Annotated in this window: 12 protein-coding genes; 7 read left to right on the top strand and 5 right to left on the bottom strand. The window is 61.0% G+C overall.

Going from position 1 to position 14,341, the window contains the following annotated elements; all coding sequences use genetic code 11:
• Window positions 1–89 precede the first annotated feature (89 nt).
• From ACSYS9_RS12105 to ACSYS9_RS12080, 6 genes are all read left to right on the top strand, one after another.
• Entirely contained in the window at window positions 90–1,343 is a 1,254-nt protein-coding gene (locus ACSYS9_RS12105) for a TolC family protein (protein ID WP_021201857.1), read from the top strand.
• Window positions 1,340–2,593 carry an efflux RND transporter periplasmic adaptor subunit gene (locus tag ACSYS9_RS12100; protein WP_021201856.1) on the top strand — a complete coding sequence of 418 codons (1,254 nt, stop codon included), beginning with the start codon at window positions 1,340–1,342 and terminating at the stop codon, window positions 2,591–2,593. Before ACSYS9_RS12105 ends, ACSYS9_RS12100 begins: the two co-directional genes overlap by 4 nt.
• A gap of 11 nt (window positions 2,594–2,604) precedes the next feature.
• The gene (locus tag ACSYS9_RS12095) at window positions 2,605–5,832 is read left to right on the top strand and encodes an efflux RND transporter permease subunit (RefSeq protein ID WP_021201855.1); all 3,228 of its coding nucleotides are present in this window, start codon (window positions 2,605–2,607) and stop codon (window positions 5,830–5,832) included.
• A 76-nt stretch (window positions 5,833–5,908) separates the two neighbouring features.
• Window positions 5,909–7,903 (top strand): heavy metal translocating P-type ATPase, encoded by a 1,995-nt coding sequence (locus ACSYS9_RS12090; protein ID WP_080241903.1) that lies wholly within the window; start codon window positions 5,909–5,911, stop codon window positions 7,901–7,903.
• A 2-nt stretch (window positions 7,904–7,905) separates the two neighbouring features.
• A complete protein-coding gene (locus tag ACSYS9_RS12085; RefSeq protein ID WP_021201853.1) occupies window positions 7,906–8,631 on the top strand; it encodes a response regulator transcription factor in 726 nt (241 codons plus the stop codon).
• A gap of 12 nt (window positions 8,632–8,643) precedes the next feature.
• Window positions 8,644–9,384, top strand: coding sequence for a hypothetical protein (locus tag ACSYS9_RS12080; protein WP_143048137.1), 741 nt, complete (start codon window positions 8,644–8,646; stop codon window positions 9,382–9,384).
• 97 nt (window positions 9,385–9,481) lie between these two features.
• Here ACSYS9_RS12080 and ACSYS9_RS12075 read toward each other — a convergent pair whose 3' ends face one another.
• Window positions 9,482–9,850, bottom strand: coding sequence for a hypothetical protein (locus ACSYS9_RS12075; protein WP_021201852.1), 369 nt, complete (start codon window positions 9,848–9,850; stop codon window positions 9,482–9,484).
• 555 nt (window positions 9,851–10,405) lie between these two features.
• Here ACSYS9_RS12075 and ACSYS9_RS12070 point away from each other — a divergent pair.
• Entirely contained in the window at window positions 10,406–10,840 is a 435-nt protein-coding gene (locus ACSYS9_RS12070) for an NIF family HAD-type phosphatase (RefSeq protein WP_021201851.1), read from the top strand.
• Between the two features lie 184 nt (window positions 10,841–11,024).
• Here the strand turns inward: ACSYS9_RS12070 and ACSYS9_RS12065 are convergent, their stop codons facing one another.
• The 4 genes from ACSYS9_RS12065 to ACSYS9_RS12050 form a co-directional block, all read right to left on the bottom strand.
• Window positions 11,025–11,282: a hypothetical protein gene (locus tag ACSYS9_RS12065; protein WP_143048138.1), complete on the bottom strand. Its 258-nt coding sequence runs from the start codon at window positions 11,280–11,282 to the stop codon at window positions 11,025–11,027.
• Between the two features lie 318 nt (window positions 11,283–11,600).
• Window positions 11,601–12,647, bottom strand: a complete 1,047-nt coding sequence (locus ACSYS9_RS12060; RefSeq protein WP_021201849.1) for a DNA-binding protein — start codon at window positions 12,645–12,647, stop codon at window positions 11,601–11,603.
• A 560-nt stretch (window positions 12,648–13,207) separates the two neighbouring features.
• Complete coding sequence (locus tag ACSYS9_RS12055) at window positions 13,208–13,579, bottom strand: hypothetical protein (protein WP_021201848.1); 372 nt, start codon at window positions 13,577–13,579, stop codon at window positions 13,208–13,210.
• Between the two features lie 364 nt (window positions 13,580–13,943).
• Entirely contained in the window at window positions 13,944–14,339 is a 396-nt protein-coding gene (locus ACSYS9_RS12050; protein ID WP_021201847.1) for an EF-hand domain-containing protein, read from the bottom strand.
• Window positions 14,340–14,341: the final 2 nt, after the last annotated feature.

The raw sequence follows: 14,341 nt of genomic DNA, 5'->3' as shown, positions 1-14,341 counted from the left end.
GATGGGCTGACGAGGCCACCCCAGGGCTGATCAGAGCTTGACCCGTGTAACGCGGGATCTCGTTTCTTTTCACCTCTGGAAATCTCTAAATGTCGACCTCCACACGTCGGCCGCTCCAAGCGGCCGGGCTGTTCGTGGCTGTCCTGCTGGCGCTCGCGTCGGCGGGACCTGCGGCAGCGCAAGCTTCGCCCTCTTATGACGACCTACTGGGTCGTCTTGATCAGCTGTCAGGCACCATTCAAGGCGTGGCATTGTCTGAAGCCGCCAATGCCCGTGTTCAACAGGCTCGTGCGCTCAAGAATCCGACGCTTTCCTACGACCTGGAGAACGCGCAAGGCACCGGTGCCTATCGCGGAACCAGCAATTCCGATTCAATCATCACCCTCTCTCAGCCGCTGGAGCTATTCGGCCAGCGAGGTGCCCGTGTGCGTGCAGCACAGAGCGAAGCGCGGGCCGCAGGGTTGCGTAGCGAACTGAGCCGGAGCGAAGTGGCCGCGCTGCTCGCAACGACCTATGCGCAGGCCGAAAGCGCACTTCGACGGTATGACTTGGCCAATGAGGCACTTCAGCTGATCCAGGAAGATGCCGACGCGACCAGCGCCATGGTCCAGCAAGGGCGGGAGCCTCAGCTCCGTGCCGTTCAGGCTCAAAGTGAAGTGTCCAATGCGAAGGCGGCGCTGGACGAGGCATTGGCTTACCGCGACGCAGCCCTTGCTCGGTTGGCCGGTGCAGCGCAGCTGGATGCGCCTGTGAACTCGATCAGCCAAAGCCTGCTGGATCGCGCGCCCCCTCTGCCGACAGGTGATGCCCGCGCAGCATTAGCGGTTCAGATCGCCGAGGCCGAAGCTGCAACGGCGAGCCGGTTGGTGGACGTAGAACGAAAGCGCGCGCTCCCCGATCTGAGCGCCACCGTGGCGCAAACGCGCTTCCGTCAGGCTGGAGAGCGCGCCTACAACGTCGGGATAAGTCTCTCCATCCCGCTCTTCGATAGGAACAGAGGCGGAATTCGGGCGGCATACGCTGAGCAAACTGCGGCCGATGCGCGGCTGGAGCTGCAGAAGAGGGAAAGTGAAGCGAACCGGCTTTCGGCGATTGCCTCGCTAAAGGCATCTAACAGTCGGACGCGGGCCGCCGACGATAGCGTCACGGCTGGTGAGGAGGCCTACCGACTCGCTCGAATCGGTTTTGAAGCCGGCCGCATCTCCCAGTTGGAGCTGCGCAGTACCCGCTCGAGCTTGATCGCCGCGCGCGCCTCTGCCGTCGATGCAAGGCTCGCGCGCGTAGCCGCCGAAATTGACCTCGCCCGTCTCGAAGGACGCGCCCCCTTTCTGGAGCAGAAATGAACAAGCCCCGTAACCCCATTCTCGTTGGCGCCCTACTGCTGTCCGCCTTGGCCATCACCGGTGGATTGACCGGCTGCAAGGGAGCCAGCGAAGCGCCCGCGACCGAAAAGGACGCATCGGCAAAAGATGATGGCCATGACCATAAGGAAGCTCAAGGAGAAGGTGAAGGCAAGGACGGCGCCAAGCAGGCTGATGACCATGCCGGCGAGGAGCCTGGGGCACACGCAGAAGAAGAGGCTCCGGAAGGGGTGGTCCAGCTAACTGCTGACCAGATCAAGGCGTCCGGCGTGGGTGTGATCGCCGTAGGGCGGGGAGGCGGCGCTTCCACACGCATAGCCGGACGTGTCGAGCCCTCCATTGGCGCGCGTTCATCGGTCGCGGCGACAGTAACCGGTCGCGTTGAGCGTGTCCTGGTTGCACCGGGTTCTCACGTGAAGGCCAATCAGACACTTGCTGTCGTGGTGAGCGGTGATGCCGCCACATTCCGCGCGGCCGCGGTCTCCGCAGGTGCCGAGGCCGAGGTGGCGCGGCTGGTGTATGGCCGCGACAAGGCACTGGTCGATCAGGGTGTCGTTGCGCGCCAGGAAATGGAAACATCGCGCGCACGCTCGATCGCCGCGGAAGCAGCGGCTGCAGCTGCACGCGCCCAGGCCGCCGCAAATGGCTCGCCTGACAGCTCAGGGCGGGTGAGCATCTCCAGCCCGGTTTCGGGGATCGTTGGCAACGTGCAAGTCACACCGGGCGGGGTGGTGTCGGCGGGCAGTGTGGTGGCTGACGTCTCCAACCCCGACATGAACGAGCTGGTCTTTACCGCACCTCCCGCGTTGGCCTCACAGGTTGCTGCTGGAATGAAGCTTGAAGTGACTGCACCTGCGGGATCGTTCCAGGCTGAAGTTACGGGCGTGGCTGCGGATATCCGCCAGCAGGGCGGCACCACGATCATCCGTGCGAAGCCGCTCACAGCGGCATTGCCACCTGCAGGCTCGCCGATCTCAGCGCTGGTAGTGGCCGACGGCGACGCCGGCTCGCTGAGTGTTCCGGCCGATGCCGTGCAGACGGTAGACGGGGCCAATGTGGTGTTCGTCGAAACGGCCGAAGGATTCAAAGCGACCCCGGTCATGATCGGGCGCCGTGCTGGCGGCAACGTCGAGATCGTAAACGGCCTCAAGGGCGACGAGCGCATCGTCGGTATCAATGCTTTCCTGCTCAAGGCCGAACTGGCCAAGGGTGAAGCCGAGCACGGCCACTAAGGAATCCACACATGTTCAATATCATCATTGAATCAGCGGTTCGTTTCCGCTGGTTGGTGGTGTTCCTCGCCGCAATGGTGGCCAGCTGGGGCCTGTTCCAGCTGAGCAAACTGCCCATTGACGCGGTACCGGACATTACCAACAGACAGGTACAGATCAATTCGATCGCGCCGGCGCTGACGCCTGAGCAGATTGAGCGTCAAGTGACATATCCGCTTGAGACCGCATTGGCCGGCATTCCCGGGCTGAACACTACCCGCTCGCTATCGCGAAATGGTTTCTCCCAGGTCACGGCGATCTTTACCGACCAGACCGATATCTATTTCGCACGCCAACAGGTGGCCGAGCGCATGCGCGAAGCGGCCGAGGACTTGCCGGAAGGCGTGTCCCCGGTCCTTTCGCCGGTGACCACCGGCCTGGGCGAAGTTCTGATGTGGACGGTGGACTTCACCGACTACGACCCAAACAACCTCGCACCGAAGGGCCAAGCCGGCTGGCAGGAGGGAGAGGTCTACCTCACCCCTGAGGGCAACCGACTTACAACCGCACAGGAGCGCGCCACCTACCTGCGCACCGTGCAGGACTGGATCATCGCCCCTCAGATGCGCTCCAGCCCGGGCCTAGCCGGCGTCGATACAGTGGGCGGCTATGTAAAGGAGTACGGCGTCCATCCGGACAGCGCACGCCTGGCTGCGTATGGGCTCGGGTTGTCCGACCTGGTCCAGGCACTAGAGCGGTCCAACGTGCAAGCAGGTGCAGGCTTTGTGCAACGTGCCGGTGAGGGCCTCGTAGTGCGTGCAGATGGCCTCGCACTGACGACCAGCGACCTCGCACAGTCCCCAGTGGCGACCAAGGATGGGGTGGTTATCCGTGTCGCCGACGTTGCCAAGGTCGAGCTGAGCCGCGCGCCGCGCCTGGGCGCCGCAAGTCGCAACGGACATGAGGCCGTGCTAGGTACGGCGCTGATGATCGCCGGAGGCAACAGCCGCACCGTGGCGCAGTCTGCGGCGGACCGGCTGGTAGAGGTGAACAAATCGCTTCCGCCAAACATTTTCGCCGTTCCGGTGCTCGACCGCAGCCAGCTCGTCAATTCCACCATTAAGACCGTCGCCAAGAACCTGACCGAAGGCGCACTGCTGGTCGTGGTGGTGCTGTTCCTGCTGCTGGGCAACCTGCGAGCGGCAACCATCACGGCGCTCGTGATCCCGCTGTCCTTCCTGTTTGCCGTGATCGGCATGAACCGGTTCGGGATCAGTGGCAACCTGATGAGCCTAGGCGCGCTGGACTTCGGCATTCTGGTCGACGGTGCGGTCATTGTCATTGAATCAACGCTACTGATGCTGGGTCAACGCCGCGCGGAACTGGGCAGGCCGTTGACGGCGATGGAACGAATGAAGGTCGCCACGGAATCAGCCAAGAAGATGGCACGGCCTGCGGCTTTCGGCCAGTTGATCATCCTGCTGGTCTTCCTGCCAATCATGACCTTGGAAGGCGTCGAAGGAAAAACCTTCCAGCCCATGGCCGCCACCTTCATGCTGGCGCTGATGGGTGCGTTCATTTTCTCCTTCACCCTGGTCCCGGCATTGACCGCCCTGTGGGTACGCGAGCCAAAGATGAAGTCGGGCGAGGAGCTCCATCACGGCGAGCATGAGACCAAGCTCATCAAGGTGTTGCGCACCCGGATCGAGCCCGTGATCGAGCGCGCCGTCGCCATGCCGCGCGTGGTATTGGGGGGCGCGATTCTTACGCTGGCGGTTGGCGTGACTTCCTTCATGATGCTGGGGCGCGAGTTTATGCCCACGCTGGACGAGGGCAACGTGGCTATGCAGGCGCTACGCGTACCATCTACTTCGCTGGAGCAGTCACTGGCAATGCAGTTGGGACTGGAGAAGGAGATCGCCAAGCAACCGGAAGTGGAGACAGTGTTCTCGCGGACCGGTACGGCGGAGGCGGCCATCGATCCGATGCCCACCAATATCTCCGACAGCGTGATCGTGCTGAAACCGAGAAGCGCGTGGCCAGATCCGAAGCTTCCCAAGGATGAACTGGTCGCTCGATTCGAGTCCCTCGCGTCGAAGCAGCTGGGCAACACCTTTGAGTTCAGCCAGCCGATCGAACTGCGCTTCAACGAGCTGATCTCCGGCGTGCGCACCGATCTTGCGGTGATGATCTACGGCGACGACTTCGGCGAGCTGCAGAAGGTTGCAGACCAAGTGGCACTGAAGCTGCGAGGTGTGCAAGGCGCTGCGGACGTTCGGGTTGAGCAGATCTCCGGCCTGCCCACTCTCAACGTCAAGATCGACCATCTGGCAGCAGCGCAGTACGGATTGACCGCTGGGGATGTGAGCGAGGCCCTGTCCACCGGAATTGGTGGTACCGCGGCAGGCAAGATCTTCGAGGGCGATCGCCGATTCGACGTTGTCGTGCGACTAGACGACGCAGCGCGCAATGATCCGGACCAGCTCAGCTCACTGCCTGTCGCCACCCCCTCAGGGGCAGTGATTCCGCTTTCGTCCGTCGCAAGGATCACTATCAGCGAAGGACCCAACCAGATCAGCCGCAACAACGGCAGCCGTCGTGTCGTGGTGCAGGCCAACGTGCGTGGGCGCGACCTGGGCGGATTTGTTGGCGAAGCACAGGCCGCAGTAGCGGATGTGAAGCTGCCAGCAGGCTCCTATCTCACCTGGGGTGGGCAGTTCGAGAACCTCCAGAGGGCGGAGAAGCGACTGGCGGCAGTGGTTCCGGTTGTGTTCCTGCTGATTGGTGCACTGCTGTTCATGGCGCTCCGCAGCGCCAAGGAAGCCATTCTAGTGTTCAGCTGCGTTCCGCTGGCGCTGGTGGGTGGCATCCTGGCACTGCTACTGAGGGGGATGCCGTTCTCGGTGTCTGCCGCCGTAGGGTTCATTGCAGTTTCTGGCGTTGCAACCCTGAACGGCCTGGTATTGATGCAGGCCATCCGCGAACGCCTTGATGCGGGCGATGCGCCGCTGGTGGCGTCTCTCAACGGCGCAGCGAGTCGTATCCGCGCCGTGCTCACCACTGCACTGGTGGCCATTGTCGGTTTCATTCCTATGGCCATCGCCAGCGGTTCGGGTGCAGAGGTCCAGAAGCCGCTCGCTACCGTGGTTATTGGTGGCTTGCTCACCGCAACCATCCTGACGTTGCTGGTGCTTCCCACCTTTGCGGGTCGCATCGCAAAGCGAGGCACAGCTGCCGCAGGAAAGGGCGAAAGCGACTGATCAACTGAAGGTGGCTCCGGCGCAGTATTTACTGCGCCGGAGCCTTCAATGATCAGGCCACAATTGGAGTATCAAGATGAGCCAAGAAAGTGAAGGTGGCGCATCCCCTAACAAAGGGGGCGCCCATTCCCATGGCGGCCTGTTTGGCGCCAATACAGAGCTGATGTTTGCCTTGGGCTGCGGGCTACTGCTCGTGACCGGCTTCATCATTGAAAGGTCGGCTGCGTTCGGGATCGTGTGGCTGCCCAAGTCGATGTACATGCTGGCGTACGTGTTCGGCGGATGGTTCACCCTGCGCGAAGCTATTGAGAACCTCCAGCAGAAGCGTTTCGAAATCGATACGCTTATGTTGGTGGCGGCAGCGGGTGCCGCTACGCTTGGGGCGTGGGCAGAGGGCGCGCTGCTGCTGTTCCTCTTCAGCCTGGGTCATTCGCTGGAGAACTACGCGATGGGGCGCGCCAAGCGCGCCATCGAAGCCCTCGCCAAGCTTGCACCGGAAACCGCCTTGGTGGTGAAGGAGGGTGGCCCTGTGGAAGTACCGGTCACCGCGCTCGAACCCGGTGACGTCGTTCTCGTCAGAGCAAATGACCGTTTGCCCGCTGATGGCTTCGTGATCAAGGGCACGAGCAACGTCAATCAGGCACCGGTCACGGGTGAGAGCATCCCTGTGGACAAGCATGCCGTAGCCGACGCCGAAGTCGCGAGGCGCAGCCCCGACGCAGTGGATATCGCGTCGAGGGTGTTTGCCGGAACCATCAACGGCTCCGGTGCCCTCGAGGTGGAAGTCAGCCGACGCTCAACCGAGTCTGCGCTCGCACGCGTGGTAAAGATGGTCAGCGAGGCCGAGACACGAAAATCACCTACTCAACGCCTGACCGACAGGTTTGAACGCATCTTCGTTCCCTGCGTTCTGGCCCTTGCCGGCGTGCTGCTCTTCTCATGGGTAGTGATCGATGAGCCATTCCGGGACAGCTTCTACCGGTCCATGGCCGTGCTGGTCGCCGCCAGTCCTTGCGCATTGGCCATTGCCACACCCAGCGCTGTTCTCGCAGGCATCGCCCGCGCCGCACGCAGTGGCGTGCTGATCAAGGGCGGTGCGCCGCTCGAGGAGCTCGGCATGGTAACGGCGATCGCCTTCGATAAGACCGGCACCCTCACTGCAGGCAAGCCACGCGTGACCGATGTCGTCACGGCAGAGGGCGTGAGCGAGCAGGAACTGCTTGAGGTGGCCGTCGCAGTGGAGGCACTGAGTGACCATCCGTTGGCGGGCGCCATCGTTGTCGACGGCAAGGCGCGCCTCTCCGGACAGGTCACGCTTATGGCAAGTGGGTTCGAGAATCTCGCCGGGCGAGGCGTGCGCGCAGAGGTGGGGGGGCGACCGGCCTGGATCGGGAAGGCGGAGATGTTCGGGGCAGACGGAGTTCCGTTATTGGGGGCAGCCGCCAAAGAAGGCATCGAAGCGCTGCGCAGTCGCGGACGGACGACGATGGCGGTGCGTCTGGGCGATCGAGATCTGGGCATCATCGGCTTGATGGACACCCCACGCGCCGAGGCACGCGAAGCGCTCCAAAAGTTGCGCGGTTTGGGTGTGAGCCGGATGATCATGATCTCCGGTGACCACCAGTTGGTCGCGCAATCAGTAGGCAGCGACGTTGGCGTGGATGAGGCCTGGGGCAATCTCATGCCAGATGACAAGGTATCCGCCATACGCGAGATAAAGGCGAGTCAGAGGATTGCTATGGTCGGCGATGGAGTCAACGACGCGCCCGCCATGGCCAGCGCCAACGTAGGTATCGCGATGGGCGCAGCCTCCTCCGATGTCGCCTTGGAAACGGCGGATGTCGCGCTTATGTCAGAGGATCTACGGCAGGTCGCTTTTTCTGTGGCCCTGAGCCGACGGACCAAGCGCGTTATTCGCCAGAATCTTTATGTGAGCCTCGGCGTGGTGGCCTTGCTAGTGCCCGCTACGGTCATGGGGCTGGGAATTGGTCCTGCCGTGGCAGTGCATGAGGGGACGACGCTCCTGGTTGTGATCAACGCGCTTCGGCTGCTCGGATTCCGAGCGGCCTGACCGTGAACATACTACTGATTGACAATGATCGAAGCTTCGTTCGGACCGTCCTGCGCGAAATTGAAGCCAAGCATCACAGCGTGGACGTTGCGCTGGATGGAGTGACAGGCCTGCATCTTGCTGTATCCAACAGCTATGACGTCGTGGTGATTGAATGGGACCTGCCGCGGATAAGCGGCCTGGATGTCGTGCGCAGGTTACGAAGAGAGCATAACGCGTCGGTGCCCATTGTCATGCTTGCGTCCAAAGCTGACCTTGCCGACAAGGTCGATGCGTTTAGAACAGGAACCGACGACTACCTCACCAAGCCCTTTGAGCTACTGGAGCTTGAAGTTCGCTTGGAAGCGTTGGTGGCACGGTCGCGTGGCAGGGTGGGCATGCGTCGGCTTGCGGTAGCCGATCTGACCCTTGATCTGACCACTCTGGAGGTGTTTCGTGCCGGAGACCGACTTCAGCTCTACCCGGCGTCACGCAAGTTGCTGGAGGTGCTGATGCGTGAGAGTCCAGGGGTGGCATCCAGAGAGCAGCTTGAGCGTGCAGTGTGGGGTCACCAACCGCCGGACCATGACCTACTTCGATCACATATATCCAGTCTTCGCAGTGCCATTGATGGTCCTTACAAGCAAAAGTTGATTCACACCATTCCACGCTTTGGATACCGACTGTCCATTCAAAGTGCGGAAGACATCCGAGCCGTCGTGATGGACAGACCGGGTTCCGATGGATGACCGGGGGCACCCATGTACAAAAAATTGCTTGCCGGCGTGCCGGTTGTCACCTTTGTTGTCGGCGCTCTGTGGGGCATGCTGGCGATGCAGCCGTACGCGCCGAAACCACATGAAGGAATGATGTGGATTCCAACCACAGTCACAGTTTGCAGCATGGCCATGGCGTGGATTGGCGCGGTGATCGTGGATCAAGCCTGGACTACATCGAAGAAGGGGACGCGCCATAATTCGGTGTTTTCCGCCAGCAGCCTAATGTTCGCGTTAGTGGCCGTCCTTGTAGTCGCAATTACTTGGACGGGATGGAATGAGGTTAGCGGGCCAGTGGTACTGCTTGTTGGCTTGGCACTGTCCTTGTTCTCTTCAGCCACATCTCTTGTTGCTGCTGCGCGCCATCGCGCAAGAATTCCCTCAACGATATTCGCGATGCTCCTACAAGCCACCATCATTCTGTCAGTTGCATCTTTAGCAGGACGGGCCCAACCAGAGGCAGGCAGGATAAGCGGAAGCTGGTTCACCGCATCCACCCTGGTTCTGGGCCTCTCTGCACTTGCTGCCGCCGGGTACTGGCAAGCTATGCTACGGGACCCTTCGATTTCATTCTCACTCATGCTGCGCTCAATTGTGCGCCTTCTAGCCAGCAATATGCCGGTGGAGGAATGGTGCACAAAGAACCTTCTCCATGGCGGCGTGCCTCACGGGAAACGGCGCAAAACACCGAGCAGGAGGAGGAGGGAGCGGCGGGGCCGGCGATAGCACCCGGATGATGACGCGGGTTTTTCGGGGCGAGGGATCGAGCAATGCCGGGGCTTCCGTGAGTCTACTTGTACGCCGCAAGGGCCGGCACAGGCCATTAATCCAAAAGCGCCATAAGGTGGGCATGCACGCGCTGCAACCCTGGAAAACCCTCCTTTAGCATGTGCGCCAAGGCAGACGTGCTCTGGAACTTTCCGGTCACCTGCACTCGGCGGAGCCACCCGTTAGCTTGGTTCCGATCACTGAAAACAGTGTGCAGCGCTCGGTAGATTCCCAGCAGCAATGAAATGCGCACCAGAACCTCGCAGTCAACTTGGTCAATTGCACCCTGACACCAACGCTCAAGCAGGGATTCATCTGGGATCCCGAGCAGGTTGGACCCCTCGCACGTCGAAAGGGACCACTCTTCCGCCAGACGGAAGAACGTGCGTAATGCCGGCCCCTCAAGCGCGAGATGGTCAGTCATTCCTACCTCTATTCATAAAGGGCGGACCAAGACCCAAGACCCTCGCGTCGGGTGGCTGCCTTTAGAAATCACCAGCACGGGACGGCCCCAAGCCTCACTACGTCCCCACACTACGTCCCCAAAAGATAGCTCGGCGCAAATTGTCCATACCCGTCCTGCAAGGAATCGCCAATAGCTTACTGTCTACCTAGCGACCGGGACAGCAGAAAAGAGCGTCCGAACAAGGACGGCCATCGCAAGTGACTTACAGCGTGAGCCTACTGGTGCGTGAGCCTACTGGTACGATGCAGGCGGCCAATGAGACGGAAGTCCGTCCTACCTTTAGGCAACGGTTACATCTCAGCGCTTGAGGCACTTCTCAAGATGGGTAGTGTGTGTGCGCAACGATGGCCGGGCAAGCCGAGCGAGACAACCTGCAGCCAGTTCTAATATATCCGCAAACCAGATATTCTAAGCCGTCACGAATGCATCGGGGCTCGACCGCCGGATCGAACCGCCGCCGCCGGGCCTTCTGATGCCACCATTCATTGCCCCTGCCACCGGAGCATTCCGCCAATGCGACCGACTATACTTGCGCTGGATCTTGAGGGAACGTTGCTATCCAATGCGGTCAGCCAGATCCCGCGCCCCGGCCTCTATCGCTTCCTAGAGTCAGTCAACGAACTCTTTGAGTCCTTGGTCATCTACACGACCGTTCCTGAGATTTCATTCCGAGCGATCGCCAAGCTCCTGGCGGATGAGGGCTCTGTTCCTAGTTGGTTCACCCAACTTCCATATGTCGACTGGAGTGGCGCCACGAAGGATCTTGCCAATGTAGCTAGTGCACCTGGTCGGGCGCTCCTCCTAGATGACCACCAGGCCTATGTTCATCCGGGACAGGAAGATTGCTGGATTGAAGTGGCATTGTTTGCAGCTCCTTACCCTGCAAACGACTCCGGCTTGGACATTGCCCTTGAGCAGATCAGGATCAGGCTAAGTAGAGCGATGTAGTTGGCGAGTGGCTGGCAACCGACGAGCGGCATAGGGCAGGGCATAGGGGGGGATCACTATGTCATTGAGTCGTGACCATCTTCGCCCTGCTTGTACGACAGAGAACACTGCTCGTGTTCTGCGCGGCGCGCTTACCCAGTTTGCGATTGGCTGACGATTGCTGCTCCAGCTAATTGGCTGGGCCCTAGAGCACCCAGCGGTCGGCAGCTTCCAGCCAATATCGCGCCCCCAAGGGGAGGAATGTCTCCATAGCCACATCCAGCATAAGTGGCCGACGCCAGCTATGGTCGGGCAGAAAGCAAAAATCAGTGGCAGCGAGCGAACCCGCATGGCTGCGGCTGAGCAACCACGCGATCTTTTTCCCGATCTCCCGGTCCAGCACGCGACGGGCGTCTTCTCCATCTATTGCGCCCTGCAGGAACTCCGAGGAGGCATTGCGCATGCTCGCCCACAGGACGTATCTCTTCCGACCCAGGCTCAATGCGTCCCACTCGGCCAACTGCATCGATCGTAGGCGATCACCTACTGAGGGGTCCAGCCGATGCTTGCGGAGCAGGTTCGCCAAGTATGACCGCGTCTCGCTTCTGCCCAGCGAAAGCCCCAAGCCACGCTTTAGGCCTGAACCACATTCTGCAGCCCACCGCATGAGAGCGTCAGTCAGCATGGGATTCAGCCGAGATACGTGTAAAAATGCCCCATAGAATCAGATTTCCTCTTATGAATCATGAGGATGTCGGAAAAAAATGGTACCTTGTCGAGGCTATCCACGACCCCGCCCCTTTTCGCCTGACGCGGTGTCGGCAGCGGCCTGATCGGGTTTCAGCTGCACCAGTAGTTGTTCCAGTGTTTCCAGTCGTACGCCGGCACGCAAGGCCTCGATCTCGGCCTGCTCGCGGCGTTCCCGCTCCTTGGCCGCTTCGGCACGAACACTGGCCAACTCGGCCCGCGCCCTCTCCAGAGCCTGTGCGTCTTCGGCCCACCGCCCCTGCAATGCCTGATGCTCTGCGGCCATCAGCCGCAAGGCGTCCAGTTCCTTTTGCTGGACCTCGATGCCGCGGCGGACTTCGGTCAGCTCCCGCTCCAGGCGCCCGTGGCGCTCCAGCCATTGGCTGTTGTCGCGGTTGAGCTGGAGCAATTCGTGGTTCTTGGCCGTCAGGGCCTCGTTAGCCTGGCGCAGCGCGACCTGCAGTTCTTGCACCTGGTGCTCGTGGCGCCGCTGTTCCTGTTCGCGCTGCTCCTTCACCGAGGTTCGGTAGTGCTCCAGTGCGTCGCGGGCGTGGGCATGCTTTTCTTCCAGCGACTTCGCATGGGCCTCGTGCTCGCCCAGGCGGGCGGTCAGGCCGGCGATGCGCTCATTGAGTCGGGCCACCTCGGTCACCCGATCGGCCAAGGTCTGCTGGGTCGACGCATGGGCGGCGCGCTCTTCCTGCAGGATCGTCTCGGTCCGCTGCAACTGATCGCCGAGTGCGGCTGTTTTCTGCTGAGCCTGCTCCAATGCGCCCGTACGCTCCTGTCGCTGGGCCGCGAAGCGCTGCTGTGCTTCGGTGACGACGATCTCAGCCTCCTCGTGCAGGCGCCCGGCGAGCCGGCCTACTAGATCCTGCAGGGCTTCGCTGACCGCAACCTTGGCGCCCAGGCCTTGCCCTTCCTCTTCTTCCAGTTCCTTCAGGTAGCGGTGAATGGTGGTCTTGGAGCCGGTGTTGCCCAGCGCCACCCGCACCGCGTCCACTGACGGGTGCTTGCCCTGCGCCCGCAGCGTATCGCGGGCCTTCTGGATGTCGCTCTTGTACAAGCCGCCGCGTGCCATCGCCCTCTCCGACTATTTCGTAATGTATTACATACCACGTAATTACATAACAATAAAGTACGGAAGTGGTCATAACTTCGGCTATAAATTTACACGGGATAATATTGAATTATCCCGCCTGATCATTTTATTCGAGTGGGACGGAGGGAAATTCGGTACGAAATACCGATTTCGAGGTGCGGCTGCACATGGCGCGAGAGCGTGGGACCTCAAGCGGCCCGAGAGAACGCACACGCGTTTCCCCTCGCCTGCAGTTGGACGGCATTGCGGCTTTAGGAGACGGCGGGTTCGCATGGAAGGCGCCCTACTTCTCCGGCGCGGTTATCGTCTCGTGGGCCCCGCACAGGGGCTACCAGGGTTGGCTCGGACTAAGCGGAATGGCGATGACCCCGCGGATAGGCCATGGCTTTTGCGCCGATTGCGGCATTGCTCGAACCCGAAACCGTCACGGGTGGTATCTTCGCTATGTCGCGCGCCAGTTGCGTTCAGTGCATGAACTTCCTGCAGTCGAACCCTCTTGAAGTCGCCACGCGGCCATCCTCTTTCGCGCCTGTTGATCTTCACAGTGGGGAACGAATGCGTGTCACAGTGCCCGAAAAGATTTCAATGCCGTTCTGGAACATCCGGACTTCGTTGCCTCGTCGCTTGACTCCGAAGCACTCGTTCTGGCCGGCGGGACGTACCCATGCGTAGCACAGGCAAGGGCCCTTGACCTTCCATGTGCCATTGAACCTTTCGCCCATATCCACGCCGATGACCGATCCGTCGCGACGGAACTGATTGGTGTAATGCACGCCGTCGCTAAGCTCATGATCGGAGAAAAGTGACTGCAGATCCTTGCCTTGGACAGTACGCCAACCTGCGTCCTCGGCAAGGACGATGCCGGGAAGCATGGAGGCCATGAGCCATCCAGACGCGACGATCACCTTCATTCACCGCCTCCTTTGGAGTGAAGCGACTGCCTCTTCCCACATTTGCGGAGTTCGGCGTGCATGGATGTCCCGGCTCATCATGCAACATGCGGGATGATGGTCACCGCGCCCGGCCGGAAGGATCGACAGCTTGACGCGCGATCCCAAGTTCGATGGGCCTTTTCGTTGCGACATGGCGATCTCGACGTTAGCGTACGTACTTGATTGTGACAGCGGTCTTCGCGTCCGAAGCAACCTGCGCCGGCGCTGATTCCAGATCACCGACATGCGCGTTCGCAACGCCAATTCGCGACGCCGCGGCTCCGTGCGTTACTTCACGTGAGAGCTTTTCACGAAGGGGCGTCCACCGCTTACAGCACCGCACTCACTCGACTGGATTCGTCTCTGCGTCGTGCTCCGCGACTTCCGCCAGCGAGAGCCGCTCGTCACCATTGAAATCCACGCCTGCGAAGTGCTGGCTCAGCGAGTGTTCCATAGGCAATTCCTCCGGCCTGAGGTACCCATCGCGGTTGGAGTCCAAGTCGGCGAACTTAGCTCGGATATCTTCCAGGTCGCAACGTTGCTTCAGCATGCCGACTCCGCGCGAACTGAAGTCGGCTGCATCGCCCCAGGCGGCCAGTTCAATGCACGTCGTAGGAGCTGAATTCGCTGGCCGCGACACCGTTCCTTCATCCTGCAAACTGCTGGAGCGGACCTCCGGAGTGGACACGAGCAGAACAAGTGCGAGGAGCAGAAACGTAGGCTTTTGGTCAATTTTCATTG

The organism is Stenotrophomonas sp. STK17_22, from assembly GCF_051983905.1.
Lineage (GTDB): Bacteria > Pseudomonadota > Gammaproteobacteria > Xanthomonadales > Xanthomonadaceae > Stenotrophomonas > Stenotrophomonas maltophilia_A.
This window is presented reverse-complemented; position numbering and strand designations above follow the sequence as displayed.

Coding starts and splice junctions, on each gene's coding strand:
- ACSYS9_RS12105 (WP_021201857.1), top strand. CDS start 90: ATGTCGACCTCCACACGTCGGCCGCTCCAAGCGGCCGGGCTGTTCGTG.
- ACSYS9_RS12100 (WP_021201856.1), top strand. CDS start 1,340: ATGAACAAGCCCCGTAACCCCATTCTCGTTGGCGCCCTACTGCTGTCC.
- ACSYS9_RS12095 (WP_021201855.1), top strand. CDS start 2,605: ATGTTCAATATCATCATTGAATCAGCGGTTCGTTTCCGCTGGTTGGTG.
- ACSYS9_RS12090 (WP_080241903.1), top strand. CDS start 5,909: ATGAGCCAAGAAAGTGAAGGTGGCGCATCCCCTAACAAAGGGGGCGCC.
- ACSYS9_RS12080 (WP_143048137.1), top strand. CDS start 8,644: ATGTACAAAAAATTGCTTGCCGGCGTGCCGGTTGTCACCTTTGTTGTC.
- ACSYS9_RS12075 (WP_021201852.1), bottom strand. CDS start 9,850: ATGACTGACCATCTCGCGCTTGAGGGGCCGGCATTACGCACGTTCTTC.
- ACSYS9_RS12070 (WP_021201851.1), top strand. CDS start 10,406: ATGCGACCGACTATACTTGCGCTGGATCTTGAGGGAACGTTGCTATCC.
- ACSYS9_RS12065 (WP_143048138.1), bottom strand. CDS start 11,282: ATGCGCAATGCCTCCTCGGAGTTCCTGCAGGGCGCAATAGATGGAGAA.
- ACSYS9_RS12060 (WP_021201849.1), bottom strand. CDS start 12,647: ATGGCACGCGGCGGCTTGTACAAGAGCGACATCCAGAAGGCCCGCGAT.
- ACSYS9_RS12055 (WP_021201848.1), bottom strand. CDS start 13,579: ATGAAGGTGATCGTCGCGTCTGGATGGCTCATGGCCTCCATGCTTCCC.
- ACSYS9_RS12050 (WP_021201847.1), bottom strand. CDS start 14,339: ATGAAAATTGACCAAAAGCCTACGTTTCTGCTCCTCGCACTTGTTCTG.